Genomic DNA, 12,961 nt, shown 5'->3' on the forward strand with positions numbered 1-12,961 from the left:
TATTCCAGTGCCGGCTGGATGATTCGGAACCGCCGGCTGCCGTCGCGAGGCGCCGGCAGGTATGGGGGTGGTGGCGGGCGGAACAATTCGTACAGCTCGTACTGTGCCCTACCGAATGGTCGCGCGGTACTGACGTATCTCCTACTTGCCCTCCGGCGGTGTCGTCTGTTCGGTGATCGGTCGCCGCCCGTCCGCCTGCTGACTACTCGGTGGCGATGGCGTCCAGAACGGGGAGCCTCGAGGCGCGCAGCGCTGGCCATAGGGCCGCGATGACGCCGACCACCACGGAGAGCACGAGCATGCCCACCATCTGCCCCCAGGGGATGCTCAGAGACGTGAGCCCCTGATCCTCCAGGATCTTCTTGAGGGCTGCGGCCAGGACCACCCCGGTCACCCCGCCCAGGACGGTGCCGTACAGAGCTGTCAGGACGGACTCGGTGATGATCTCCCCGGCCAACTGGGTCTTGCCCAATCCGACGGCGCGCATGAGCCCGATCTCCCGGGTGCGCTCGGAGACCGAGAGCACCAGAGTGTTGACGATGCCCAGGATGGCGATGACAATACTCAGCCCCAGCAGGCCGTAGAGGATGGAGAGCATCTGGTTGACCTGCTGGCCGATCTGGCTGGAAATCTCGCTGGCGTCGCGTACCGCGTACTGGTAGGTGTCGGCCACGATGCTGCGGGCCTCGCCCCGCACCGTGTCGAGACTGGCGCCGTCGTCGAGGGTCAGGAACATGCCCATGGGCGAGTCCAGGACGTGGGCAGGGTCCGTGCTGGCGCCCGGCGAGCCCCAGGAGCCCACCGACGCCGCCAGTTCGGGGGAGTAGAAGTAGTTCGCGTTGAAGCCTCGCGGATTGATGACGGCGCCCACCGTCGCCTCGACGGCGCCATTGGGACCAGTGATGGTGACTTTATCTCCCACCTTGAGTCCCGCATCCTTCTTGACGGCCACATGGGTGGCGTCCAAGTCCTCCATCGACCCGGAGCTGAGCTTGACGTCATAGGCCCTTGCGAATGTGACCGGGTCAATGACGAAGGCGGCCGCGGTGGGATCCTGCTTGTCGTCCGGCGTGGTGACCGCGTCCGTGTAGATGCTGTATGAGGAGGTCTCCTTGACACCGTCGATCGCCGCGATCTCCTTGACCTTCCCATTCGAGAGCCGGGCGTTCAGGCTGCTCATCGTGGCCGGCTGGACCAGGAAGTCGGCCTTGAGGGACTTGTCGACCTCGTCAGCGGTCGAGGTGCTGAAGGAGGCGGCCAGCGTGGCGCCGGCGCACACCAGGGCCATGCCCACCATGAGGGCGCCGGAGGTATTGGCCGTGCGGCGCGGGTTGTGGACGATGTTGCGCACTGCCAGGCGTCCGGACGGCCGCAGCACGCGGAATGGCAGTCCCAGGGTGGCGACCATCGGGCGCGCCAGGGTCGGGGAGACGATGAGCAGTCCCAGGATCACACCGCCCGCGCCCAGTCCCATGATGAGGCGGCGCTGCTCCAGGTCCGCGTTCACCCAAGCGGCGGCGATTGCGGCCGCTCCGGCCGCCAGCAGCAGCCCGCCCAGGATCGTGCGCAGCACCAGCGACTTCTCCCGGGAACCCGACACGCCGCGCATGGCCTCGACCGGGTGGGTCAGGGCGGCCTCGCGCGCCGGCAGCAGGGCGCCGACGATGGTGACGGCCAGCCCCACCGTCAGGGAGATCGCGATGATCGGCCCGGTCAGGCCGGTGCCCTCCAGCAGCGGCATGCCCATGGCGTCTAGCAGCTTGGCCAGCCCGGCCAGGAGCCCGGCCCCCGCGGCCACGCCCAGGGTGGAGCCCACGACGCCGATGACGACCGCCTGGAGGAACACGATGCCGAACACCGATCCGGGCGATGCGCCCACGGCCCGCAAAAGGGCGAACTCCTTGACCCGCTGGCGCACACTCATCGCGAAGGAGTTCATGATGATGAAGGAGCCCACGAACATGGCGATGACGACGAAGACCATGAGGAAGGTCTGAATGAAGCCCAGCTGGGACTCGATGGTCTTGTTTTGCTCCTTGATGAGCTCGGCGCGAGTCTTCACCTGGGTACCGTCGGGAACGACCTTGGTGATCTCGGACTTGACCGTGTCCACCGAGGCTCCGTCGGCCAGGTCGATTGAGATGCCTGAGACCCTCCCGTCCGGGGCGGCGATGGGCAGGAGCCAATCCGGGTCCATTCCAATGACCGTCGCACTGGCCATGGAGGACTCGAAATGGAACTCACCGACCACGGTGACCTCGGTGGGCTGGCCCTGGATGACGATGTGCGTCTTGTCCCCGACCTTGAGGCCGGAGTTCTTCAGGGCCCCGGACTCCAGGGCGATCTCGCCCTCACCCTGGGGCCTGTGGCCCTGGGCCCAGGTCAGGCCCGGCTCCTCGTCATACAGCGGTAGGAAGAGCGTGGGCGCTCCCATGCTGGAGACCGGGGTGTCGTTGGCGCCCACGAGGACCCCGGTCATCTGGGCGCCAGGGTTGGCGGCTTCGACGCCGTCGACCCGCTTGATCTGCTCGGCCAGGGAGCCGTCAATGGGCTGGGTCTGCAGAGAGGAGGAGCTGGAGCCACCACCCTTGCCGTCGTCGGTGGCGATCTTGGGTCCCTGGACGTACAGGTCCGAGGTGATGGTGGAGGAGGTCAGCTTGGAGAAGGTCTCCGACATGGAGGCGCGCAGGGCCAGTGTGCCCGATAGGAACGCTACCCCGAGCATGACGGCGAAGGTGGTCAGGAAGAACTGCTTGGCATGGGCGCGTACGGAGCGCCAGGCGACTCGGTTCACGGCTCACGCCCCCTTGGAGGCGTCGGTGTCCCGGGCGCCGGCTGCGGGCGCGGACTCGGCCTCGCTCAGCTCGCGCAGGGCGTCCAGGACCCGGTCGCGGTTGGGGTCGTTCAGCTGGGCGACGACGTGCCCGTCGCGCAGGAAGATGACGGTGTCCGCCCAGGCGGCCGCCTCCGGCTCGTGGGTCACCATGACCACCGACTGCTTCAGATCGTCGACGCTGCGACGCAGGATCTCCAGGACCTGCTCGGTGGAGTGGGAGTCCAGGTTGCCGGTGGGCTCGTCGGCGAAGACAACCGCAGGCTCGCCCACGAGCGCCCGGGCGCAGGCCACGCGCTGGACCTGGCCGCCGGAGAGCTCGGCGGGCCGGTGGGACAGGCGCTCCCGGAGGCCGACGGCGTCGATCACCTGGTCGAAGCGCTGCCGGTTGACCTTCTTGCGGGCGATATCCAGGGGCAGGGTGATGTTCTCTGCCGCCGAGAGCGTGGGGACCAGATTGAAGGACTGGAAGATGAAGCCGATGCGCTCGCGGCGCAGGCGGGTCAGGCGGCGCTGACTCATGGAGGAGACCATGTCGCCGTCGAGCATGATCTCCCCGGAGGTCACCGAGTCCAGGCCCGCCAGGCAGTGCATGAGCGTGGACTTGCCTGATCCGGAGGGGCCCATGATGGCGGTGAAGCGGGCCCGGGCGATGTCGACGTTAACCGCGTCGAGGGCTTTGACCGCGCCCGAGCCGCGGCCGTAGACCTTGGTAAGACTGCGGGCGGAGACTACTGGGTTGTCGACGGGGCGGTGAGGAGTGAGGACGGATGGGGCTGCTGGTGCGGGAACTGAGCTACTCATGCTTCGAGTGTGGCAGCGGCGCAGGCCGGTGTGCTCCTCCTGGCGGAGGACTGTCCCCCTGACCTCTCGGCTAGTCAACCCTGACCTGTGGTAGGGGAGGTCCCTGAGAGGGGACATGGAGGTGGGGGTGGGCGCGATGTTTTCGCTGGTTGGCCTCCGCGCGGTGCCCCCGGGTCCCACCCGGCGCGCCGAGCCGGTGATCGAGGCACGAACTTCGCCCCGCCTGTTTCCGTTTCTTGACCGGTCTGGCGGATTCCCGACTACCATCTGTGCTGATCGGCGCCTTGCGATGAGCCCAGGAAGGGCTGTGTGAGCCCGATCAATCGAGATAACCCGAACGTTCTCCCGGAGGGACTCTGCATGGATCCCGTTCAGCTCATGATGGCGGCTCACCAGGCCGATGAGGCACTCGCCGCGCAGACGCCCGACCAGTCCTTGCAGGCCGCGATCGCCCAGAGCCGGCCGGATCTGTGGGCGGCGCTGTCTCGCAACCCGGCGGCCTATCCCGACCTGCTCTCATGGCTGGCCAGCACCGGGAACGTCGAGGTCATCGCCAACCTCCGTGCGCGCGGATTCCTGCCTGCCGACGCCGTCGCGCCCGGTGTCCCGGTCAACGAGCCCGGACCGGCCGTCGACGCGAATGTCGCCGTCGTGCCCGAGGAGAATCCGGAATCCGGTACCTCCCCCGCGGAGCAGCAGGATGCCGGGGCCGCCGGGGGAGGCGCCCCGAGTACCGAGGGCGAGCAGCCCCAGGCGGACGATGAGGCCGAGACACAGGTCGGCGAGGCCGAGACACAGACCGCTGAGATCTCCCCTGACGAGTCCCCTTCTGACGAAACCTCCCCGGACAAGGAGGAGACCGAGGCCGGGGCAGGTCTCGCAGGGGCCACCGAAGAAGACGCCCAGAGCGGCGAACAGCCCGAGGAGGAGGCTCCGGGGGCCGCGGTGGACGAGGTAGCGGCCGAGGACCAGGGACCTGCAGATGACGGCGGTGCGGCCTCCGGTGCTGCCGCCGACGGCGATACGGCCGGGACGGTTGAGCCTTCGGACGAGACACCCGCCGACGGCCCCCAGACCGTTGCAGCGAGCGGGGACACCCCCTTCGTGGCGCCGGCCCCGGCCGAGACCGAGGCCTTCGACGTGACTGTCGCCCAGGTGCCCGGCGCGGCAGCCCCCTCAGCCGAGACGGGAGTCGTTCCCGGGGCCGCTCCCATGACAGCCCCTGCAACTCCTGCGGCCCCTGCAGCCCCGCCCCCCGTCTTCGATTACGCTGCGACACAGCCCGCAGCGCCCGGCGGCGCGCCGGCGGGCCCGGCCTCCGCCCCGCCCCCGGGGGCACTGCCGGACATATCCGGGTCCCAGGCGCCACCGCCCAGCAAGCCGTCAAGATCGCGCCGTCCGATCCTGGTGGCGCTGGTGGTCGTCCTTCTCCTCGCTGTCGGTGGTGGCGGGGTGTGGGCCTGGAAGCACTTCGCCGGCGGGAACCGCGATTCCGGCAGCAACGCGCGCAACGACGCCACCGGTGCCGACCAGGACAAGCAGAGCAAGCCCAAGGCCGACCAGACCGCCAGTGCGACGGCGCTACCCTCGGGGGAGATCAAGGCCTGCTCGGACATGCCGACTCTCAACGTCACATCGGTGGAGGACGGCCAGGGCCAGCTGCAGGTCAAGGCCGATGTCAAGACCTCCTGCGCTGAAGGTGATTTCCTCGCCGGATCGTCCAACCGGATCCTGATCTACAGCTCAACGGCTCCGACCGGAGGCTCGGACGTGGACCACCTCGTGGCCTCGGGCACCTTCGACTTCTCCGCCTCGCCGCTCATCATCCCCGGAGGAGGGCGGACCGTGACACTGAGCTTCGGGGAGCAGCACTACTTCCGCACCGCCAAGGACATCGACGTCAAGGACCTCAAGGTGACCCCGTCCTTCGACCGGGGCTCCCAGCCCTCCGTCGCACCGGACAAGTCGAAAGCTTCTTCATCATCCTCTGCCTCCCCGTCATCCTCGGCCTCACCGGCGACGGTATCGGCGTCGTCGGCCTCCGACCCGAGCCAGGACGAGCAGGATGAGAAGGCCGCCGAGGAGGCCCTGCAGTGGCAGTCCAAGCACGATCGCCCGCTCATCATGAGTAAGTACCTGGGCAAGTGGACGCCGCAGCTGTCCTCGAAGAAGGCGGGACTGGTGGCCGATGGGAAGACCTGGACCAACCGCTCGATCCTCGCGGACTTCCTCAAGGTGCGTCAGACCAACCCGGACGCCGCGCTGGTTTTCAGCGACGACTGGTCGGTGTTCGACGCCGGCGGCAGCTGGTGGGTGGTCCTGTCCGGGGAGCTCTACGGCACCGCGGAGGAGGCCAATGCCTGGTGCGACACCCAGGGCTACGACGCCGACCACTGCTACGCCAAGCGCATGGAGTCCAGTGGGCCCTCGACCGGCACCACCAAGACCCGTTGAGCCGCCCCCAGCCCGCGGGGCCGCCGGGACCGGAGGACGGTCCGATGGCCACGCGGGCCCGGGATACGGGTGGGTCAGGACTGGTTGCTGTTCTTCAGCGCCAGGACTCGCGTGACCGACTCGTCCACCCGGGCCGCGAAGGCCGGGTCGGACTGGGCGGTGGAGACGAGGGCCTTGGCCATGTCGGCGGCCAGTGTCGGATCGGCCGAGGCCAGTACCATGTCGCAGCCGGCTCTGATAGCGCGCACCGCTCGCTCGCCCGCCGGCACGTCCTTCACCTGGGCGGCCGCGGAGACGTCGTCGGTGATGACCATCCCGGTGAAGCCCATCTCGGTGCGCAGCATGTCGGTGACGACAACCGAGGAGAAGACGGCCGGCGCCGCCGGATCGATGAGCGAGTAGGTGGCCGAGGACACCATGATGACCTGCGCGCCGCCGCTGATGGCTGAGGCGAAGATGCCGACGGCGGCGTCGCCGCTGCGGGCGGTCGTCGTGTCGGTGACCCCCGAGGCGGTATCGGTATTGGCCGTGACCCGTCCCAGGCCCGGGAAGTGCTTGTAGACGGGAATAATGCCGGAGGCCTTCATCCCCTCGGCGAAGGCGCCCGCCTGGGCGGTCACCGTGGCGGCGTCGCGCCCGTACTCCCGGCCCCAGCGGCCGATGGGCTCGTTGGTCGATGGCGTAGCGACGTCGACCAGGTCGACGACGGGGGCCAGGTTCATTGTCGCCCCGACGTCCGCCAGCTCCTTGCCCCAGGTGCGCGCCGAAGCGAGCAGCTGCTCGCGCGGCTGGGTCGACTGGTCCATCGCCGAGGGGATGTCGGAGAAGCCCGAACCGGACATGACCTGGACGTCGCCGCCCTCCTGATCGGTGGCCACGAGCATCCGGGTGTCGTGGGTGGTGGTGGAGTCGACCTTGCCGGTGAAGCTGCTGATGACCTTCTGGGTCTCCTGCTTGCCGGCGGTGGAACGGCCGGCGATGAAGATGTTGCCGACGTGGTGGCTGGTGACCGCGTCCGTGGAGGCCTTGGCGGGAGAGGCCGCGTCCACCCCGACCATGATGAGCTGACCGACTTTCTCCTCCAGGCTCCATCCCTCCAGTGGGCCGGCGGAGGCCGAAGCGGTGGATGACGACGTCGCCCGCGATTTTGGGGCCGGGGCGGGAAGCGGGTTGGCTGGTTCAGGCGTCGGGACGGTCTGTGTGGGGGATGCGCTCCCGGCCGATGCGGAACCCGGGATGAGAGAGCACCCCGCCAGGGATCCGGCGCCCAGCAGGGCCGCCAGGAGCACTGGCCGTCGACTCGGGTGGTGCTGCGGGGACTCGCTCGGGACGGCGGGGGCGGGAGGCTCTCCTGCGCCCGGAGCGGCAGGCCGATGACGGTCGTTCATGCCAGCACACTAGGGCAGGTTCAGGGGGTGCGCGAGGTAATGGGGACTGTGGTCTATTCCCGGTTCTGCTCCCCGTTCCGCCCCGGGCACTACTCCCAGCCCAGCTCGTGGAGACGCTCGTCGGGGATGCCGAAGTGGTGGGCCACCTCATGGATGACGGTCACCATGATCTCCTCCACCAGCTTCTCGCGGCTGGTGCACCAGCGCTCCAAAGGTCCGCGGAAGATGAGGATGCGGTCGGGCAGCACCATGGACCAGCCCTCGTCGCGCTCGGTGAGGGGGACGCCGTCGTACAGCCCCAGAAGTGTGGGCAGACCGGCCTTGTCGTAGTCCTCCGCGGTGAGCATCTCCGGGTCGGGCTCGTCCTGGACGAGGACGACGACGTTGTCCATCGCCTCGGCCAGGTCGGCCGGGATCCGGTCCAGGGCGTCGCCGACGACGTCCTCGAACTCCTGGGCCGACATCCGTTCCGAGGCCTGTTCCGCGAGGGGCGGCCCAGGGGGCGCCGGGACCGCGGCGTCGTCCGAACTGTCCGCTCCGTCGTCGACCGGCCTGTCCCCGCCCCGGTTCCCGTCCTGCTGATGCGCCTGGCTCACGGGACCAGCCTGCCAGACGGTGCGGGTTTCCCACGACCCGCCCCGAGGGCTGCAAACTCGCCGGAAAATGGGCGGTGAGGAGGGTCACGTCGCCGGGATTTGCGCTGCGGAAGACTGTCCCCTTAGTGTTCATCCCGGTTCGAGGCGCGACGACGTCGAAGGCCCCTGGCCCCCATCGTCTAGCGGCCTAGGACCCCGCCCTTTCACGGCGGTAGCACGGGTTCGAATCCCGTTGGGGGTACGGATTCGCATAAGTGAATAACACAGTGAATTCACACTGGCCTCGTGGCGCAGTTGGTTAGCGCGCCGCCCTGTCACGGCGGAGGTCGCGGGTTCAAGTCCCGTCGAGGTCGCGGAAAGGTCGGTCCGATCAGAAATGGTCGGGCCGCTTCCATCCCAAGGCTCTGTAGCTCAGTTGGTAGAGCGTTCGACTGAAAATCGAAAGGTCACCGGATCGACGCCGGTCGGAGCCACTGCGAGAGGCCCGGAACCCACAAGGTTCCGGGCCTTCGCTCTGTCTGCGCGCTCTGGAGGAGCGGGCCGCCGCGGACCTGGAGGGCTACTGGGCCGGGAGGTTGAGAGGATGGCCAACGTCCTCAAGGCCATGGGTGTGGGCAAGGGCGACGTCGTGACGATCTACCTGCCCCGTATCCCCGAGGTCTTCTTCGCCATGCTCGCCTGCGCCAAGCTCGGGGCCATCCACTCGGTGGTCTTCGCCGGCTACTCTTCCGACGCCCTGAGCGCGCGCATCGATGACTCGGAGTCCAAGGTCGTTATCACCGCCGACGGCTCGTGGATCAACGGCAAGGTCTTCCCCATGAAGAAGATCGTCGACGACGCGGTGCGCTTCTCGCCCACCATCCAGAACGTCATCGTTGTGCGCAACACCGCCACCGAGGCGGTCATGGACCCCATCCGCGACCACTGGTACCACGAGCTGTGCAAGCTCCCGATCGCCAAGGGCCGCTGCGAGACCGTGCAGGTCGACGCCGAGGACCCCCTGTTCATCCTCTACACCTCCGGGTCCACCGGCAAACCCAAGGCGATCCTGCACTCCCACGGCGGCTACCAGGTGGGCACTTACGCCACCCTCCATGACTGCTTCGACGTCCATGACGCCGACCGCTGCCCGATCATCGACACCTGGTGGCAGACCGAGACCGGCATGTTCCAGATCACGACGGTACCCTCCATGCCCCAGAAGCCCGGCTCGGCGGGCCGGCCGGTGTTCGGCCAGGAGGCAGCCGTCGTCGACGAGGAAGGTCGGGAGGTCCCCGACGGCGTCGAGGAGAAGCTCGTCCTCAAGCGGCCCTGCCCCACGAGGTCAAGGGGCACTCCGTCCACGTCGCTGTCGTCCTGGCCGTCGGGGTCGAGCCCTCGCGTGAGCTCGAGGCCGAGCTGCGCCAGCACGTGGCGGCGTCCCTGTCGCCGATCGCCAAGCCGGAGTCCTTCGATTTCCCCGAGTCGCTGCCCAAGACCCGTTCGGGCAAGATCCTGCGCCGGGTGCTGCGGGCCCGGGCGCTGGGTCAGGATGAGGGCGATCTGTCCGCCCTCGCCGAGGAGTGAGCGCCTCGGCCCCGACCGGGCCCCGGAGCAGGGGAGCGGCCGGGGCCGAGGAAGGTCGCGAGCTCGGGTTCTCAGGTGCCGGAGGTATCCGTCGTGCGATTGCGCCAGTAGGTGCGGCCGCTGACGATGATCCCGAACGCGATGGCGGCGACCGGCCAGATGATCCAGGAGATACCCCAGGCCTCGAAAACGAAGCTCCACAGCAGATAGATGATGACCGTGGCCGGCCAGTAGATGCTGGAGATCAGGCCGATGAGGGGATCGTCCTTCTCCTGGTCGCTGGACTGCCAGGCGTTCTCGCCGGAGCCGCCGGGGTGCGTCAGGGCCGTGTAGGTGGAGGACGCCCACGCGGCGGGCAGGTAGATGTTCAGGCCCGTCGCGATGATGACCAGTGAGATCGCGACGCCGATACCGGAGAGCTCCGACTGGGGTCCCTGATCGGGGGTGAGCATGCTGGTGGCCAGGATCGGCAGCGCGGAGACGATCCACAGGAAGACCGCGATCGTCAGCCGGCGGGTGCGCACCGTCTCCTGGTTGAGGCGTTCGCGGGCCGCCCAGGCGGTGACCACCGGGTCCGGGGTGAATCTGCCCTCGATGAGGTGATGGACGGAGGAGAAGGCCGACCGGCGCTGCACCAGCATGCCCACACCCAGGCCCACGAGCAGCAGGGCGAAGGCTATACCGATGAAGGCGGCCGTGTTGTCGCTGATGGCTATCCGCCCGGCGTCGGCCAGGTTTGTGAGGACGATGAGCAGGGCCGGGGCGCAGACGAAGAGGCTGACCGCATGGGCAAGGGTCGAGGCGGTGCTCCGCTTGGCCTGGGCCAGGGCCTGAGCCTCGGGCAGTGTCACCGCCGGGTAGGCGGGCCGGCTGAGCTCGGTCGGGGTGCCGGCGGCGGGAGCGGCCTGAGGGTCGGCGTCGGTCCGGATATCCGCGGCGATGCCCAGGACCGGGGCCAGCTCCTCAAGGTTGCCGAAGTCGGTGATGACCTGCCCGACCGCCTCGTTGTGGGTCTTGCCGTGAGCGATGGCGTCGTTGTAGGCGTCCTCCATCATGGCGCGCAGCTCTCCACGGGCCTCGGTCAGGCGCGGCGTGGTCGGGTAGGGGGCGAACATGGCGTCGAGGAAGGTCTCGATGGTGTCCATCAGTGGGCTCCTTTCGCGAAGCGGTCGATAAGGGTCTTGGTGTCCTCCCACTCGGACACCTTGGCCGCCAGGTGTGCGGTGCCCTCGGAGGTGAGGCGGTAGTAGGTGCGGGACTTGCCGGAGTCGGAAACCCCCGCGTAGGAGGCTGCCAGTCCAGCTGACTCCAGGCGCTTGAGGGCCGTGTAGAGGGTGGTCTGCTTGATGGTGTACTCGCCGTCGGAGACCTCGGTGATGGTCTTGGCGAGGTCGTAGGCGTAGGACGGCTGCCGTTTGAGCAGGGACAGGACGATGAGGTCGATGTAGCCGCGAATGGCGTCCGCACTGATCACGTGAACCCTCCTTCCTTGACGTGTAATGGGTGGGGCGCGGGATGGTTTCCGGTCCCTTGTGTGTATCTAACGTACTACGTCACGCGTAGTACGTCTAGTGGAGGTTGGGTGAGGTGTGATGCCTTCGTCCGCGGCCGTTCGTCACAGCCCGGGCACAGCCCCGCTGCCTAGGCTTGCCCCATGCTCTTCGTAGCCACCGCCCCTCCCCTGACCCCCAGCACGGATCCCTCGGCCACTCCCACTCCCACCCCCACTCCCGGTCCCACGGGCATTCCGTCCGTAAACGTCGACGAGACCGTCAAGGTGGTCACCAAGACCACCAGCGACCTTGTCACCATCGGCTGGCAGGCCGGCGTCGGCGCCATCATCGGCATCGCGATCGCCTTCGTGGCCGTGGCGATCCTGAGCTTCATGGGTAAGCGCCGCCTCCTGTACCGCGAGATCGTGGACTTTGGGCGCCGCCCCGCCTACGCCGTCGGAACGATGACCGGAGCCTTCCTGGGTACGCAGATCGCCCTGACCGGACTGCGACAGACCAAGGACGACTCCACGACGATGGCCATCATCGAGCGCGGGGTCACCATCGCCCTCATCTTCGCGGTGACCTGGCTCGTTGTCGCCTTCGCCAAGGCCATCGAGTCCACCGTCGTCAAAGGGGTGCAGGCCAGCGAGAACCAGGGGCGCGCCAACCGGGTGACCACCCAGAGCCAGATCATTCGGCGTGTGGCTGAGGCGATCATCATCATCGCCGGGCTCGTCTCGGCCATCATGACCTTCCCCACTGTCCAGTTCGCCATGGGCTCGCTGCTCGCCTCGGCCGGTCTGGCCTCCGTCATCGCCGGTATGGCCGCCCGCTCCATGCTGGGCAATGTCTTCGCCGGTCTCCAGCTGGCTACCACCGACGCCATCCGCGTGGACGACATCGTCGTCGTCGACGACGAGCAGGGAACCATCGAGGAGATCACCCTGACCTACGTGGTCATGCGCACCTGGGACGAGCGGCGCCTCATCCTGCCCTCGACCCACTTCACCGAGAACCCCTTCGCCAACTGGACGCGCGGGGGAAGCCAGAGCACCGGTACCTTCACCCTCGACCTGGACTGGCGCGTTCCCATCGCCGCGCTGCGTGCGGAGCTGGCCCGGCTCGTGGCCGCCTCCACCGTCTGGGACGGGAGGCAGGCCACCCTCGATGTCTCCGACGCCGTCGGCGATCACGTCACCGTGCGCGTGGTCCTCACCGGGGCCACCCCCGGCGCCGTCGGCGACCTCAAGTCCTACGTGCGCGAGGAGCTGGTCACCTGGCTGCAGCGGGAGGCCCCCTACGCCCTGCCGCGCACGCGGGTGGAGGTCGAGCAGGTTGAGGTCACCCAGGACCTCAGTGCCGAGCAGGTGGCCCGGGCAGCCGAGGAGATCGTCGCCAAGCAGAAGGCCGAGGTGGACGACACCACCGAGACGGCGGCCGACGACTCCTCCGGCACGACCACCGAGGTCGAGGGGGAGACCACCGCCCACGGCCTGGGGGCCCGGCGCGCTGTGAGGCTGGGGCGCGCCATGGGCCGTTCCCTGCTCCATCGCGCCAGACGAGGGGGGCTGGGCCCCAGGTGAGCCGGGTGGCCGGCTCTGATCGAGAGGCCGCGGCGGATAAGCCGGGAGTTCCCCGCGCTCGTCGGCAGCAGATCGGGGCCGCTAGGGCTTCTTGAGCCTGTTGCGCATGATCGTGGTGGAGGCGCGGTCCTCGTCTGCCGTCAGCGGCTCGCGTGCGTACCCTACGGTTCACGTTGACTCCGGAAGGGCCGAGCTCAAGCCTTAAGGTGCGAATGCGCGGGCGCACAACCGCAGCATCCCA

9 protein-coding genes, 3 tRNA genes and 1 pseudogene are annotated in these 12,961 nt (G+C 68.4%); 7 read left to right on the top strand and 6 right to left on the bottom strand.

The genetic code is table 11. From position 1 onward, the window contains the following. Positions 1 to 202: 202 nt before the first annotated feature. Together FK256_RS01895 and FK256_RS01900 are read right to left on the bottom strand one after the other, a co-directional pair. On the bottom strand, positions 203 to 2,794 hold the full coding sequence (locus FK256_RS01895) for an ABC transporter permease (protein WP_141423486.1): 2,592 nt from the start codon (positions 2,792 to 2,794) through the stop codon (positions 203 to 205). Positions 2,795 to 2,797: 3 nt separating this feature from the next. After that, positions 2,798 to 3,637, bottom strand: coding sequence for an ABC transporter ATP-binding protein (locus FK256_RS01900; protein ID WP_049939818.1), 840 nt, complete (start codon positions 3,635 to 3,637; stop codon positions 2,798 to 2,800). Between the two features lie 360 nt (positions 3,638 to 3,997). Here FK256_RS01900 and FK256_RS01905 point away from each other — a divergent pair, with 360 nt between their 5' ends. Continuing rightward, positions 3,998 to 6,091 (top strand): variant leucine-rich repeat-containing protein, encoded by a 2,094-nt coding sequence (locus tag FK256_RS01905; protein WP_141423487.1) that lies wholly within the window; start codon positions 3,998 to 4,000, stop codon positions 6,089 to 6,091. Positions 6,092 to 6,165: 74 nt separating this feature from the next. Here the strand turns inward: FK256_RS01905 and FK256_RS01910 are convergent, their stop codons facing one another. Further along, on the bottom strand, positions 6,166 to 7,479 hold the full coding sequence (locus tag FK256_RS01910; protein WP_425321568.1) for a glycoside hydrolase family 3 N-terminal domain-containing protein: 1,314 nt from the start codon (positions 7,477 to 7,479) through the stop codon (positions 6,166 to 6,168). An 89-nt stretch (positions 7,480 to 7,568) separates the two neighbouring features. Continuing rightward, complete coding sequence (locus FK256_RS01915; RefSeq protein WP_141423630.1) at positions 7,569 to 7,943, bottom strand: metallopeptidase family protein; 375 nt, start codon at positions 7,941 to 7,943, stop codon at positions 7,569 to 7,571. Between the two features lie 300 nt (positions 7,944 to 8,243). Between FK256_RS01915 and FK256_RS01920 the strand changes: the two genes are divergently transcribed. From FK256_RS01920 to FK256_RS14520, 5 genes and pseudogenes are all read left to right on the top strand, one after another. Then, positions 8,244 to 8,316: transfer RNA gene (locus FK256_RS01920), tRNA-Glu, on the top strand. A gap of 38 nt (positions 8,317 to 8,354) precedes the next feature. Beyond that, positions 8,355 to 8,428, top strand: a tRNA-Asp gene (locus FK256_RS01925). 47 nt (positions 8,429 to 8,475) lie between these two features. Continuing rightward, positions 8,476 to 8,548: transfer RNA gene (locus FK256_RS01930), tRNA-Phe, on the top strand. Positions 8,549 to 8,679: 131 nt separating this feature from the next. Further along, positions 8,680 to 9,333: pseudogene (locus tag FK256_RS14515) on the top strand (AMP-binding protein); the annotation flags it as partial. Beyond that, positions 9,222 to 9,641, top strand: a complete 420-nt coding sequence (locus FK256_RS14520; protein ID WP_244936111.1) for an AMP-binding enzyme — start codon at positions 9,222 to 9,224, stop codon at positions 9,639 to 9,641. The pseudogene FK256_RS14515 and the gene FK256_RS14520, both read left to right, overlap by 112 nt. 71 nt (positions 9,642 to 9,712) lie before the next feature. Here the strand turns inward: FK256_RS14520 and FK256_RS01940 are convergent, their stop codons facing one another. Both FK256_RS01940 and FK256_RS01945 read right to left on the bottom strand, forming a co-directional pair. Further along, positions 9,713 to 10,786 (bottom strand): permease prefix domain 1-containing protein, encoded by a 1,074-nt coding sequence (locus FK256_RS01940; RefSeq protein ID WP_141423488.1) that lies wholly within the window; start codon positions 10,784 to 10,786, stop codon positions 9,713 to 9,715. Further along, on the bottom strand, positions 10,786 to 11,115 hold the full coding sequence (locus FK256_RS01945) for a PadR family transcriptional regulator (RefSeq protein WP_009234240.1): 330 nt from the start codon (positions 11,113 to 11,115) through the stop codon (positions 10,786 to 10,788). Before FK256_RS01945 ends, FK256_RS01940 begins: the two co-directional genes overlap by 1 nt. A gap of 180 nt (positions 11,116 to 11,295) precedes the next feature. Between FK256_RS01945 and FK256_RS01950 the strand changes: the two genes are divergently transcribed. Continuing rightward, on the top strand, positions 11,296 to 12,720 hold the full coding sequence (locus FK256_RS01950) for a mechanosensitive ion channel family protein (protein ID WP_141423489.1): 1,425 nt from the start codon (positions 11,296 to 11,298) through the stop codon (positions 12,718 to 12,720). Positions 12,721 to 12,961 lie beyond the last annotated feature (241 nt).

This window comes from Actinomyces johnsonii, assembly GCF_006546835.1.
GTDB lineage: Bacteria > Actinomycetota > Actinomycetes > Actinomycetales > Actinomycetaceae > Actinomyces > Actinomyces johnsonii.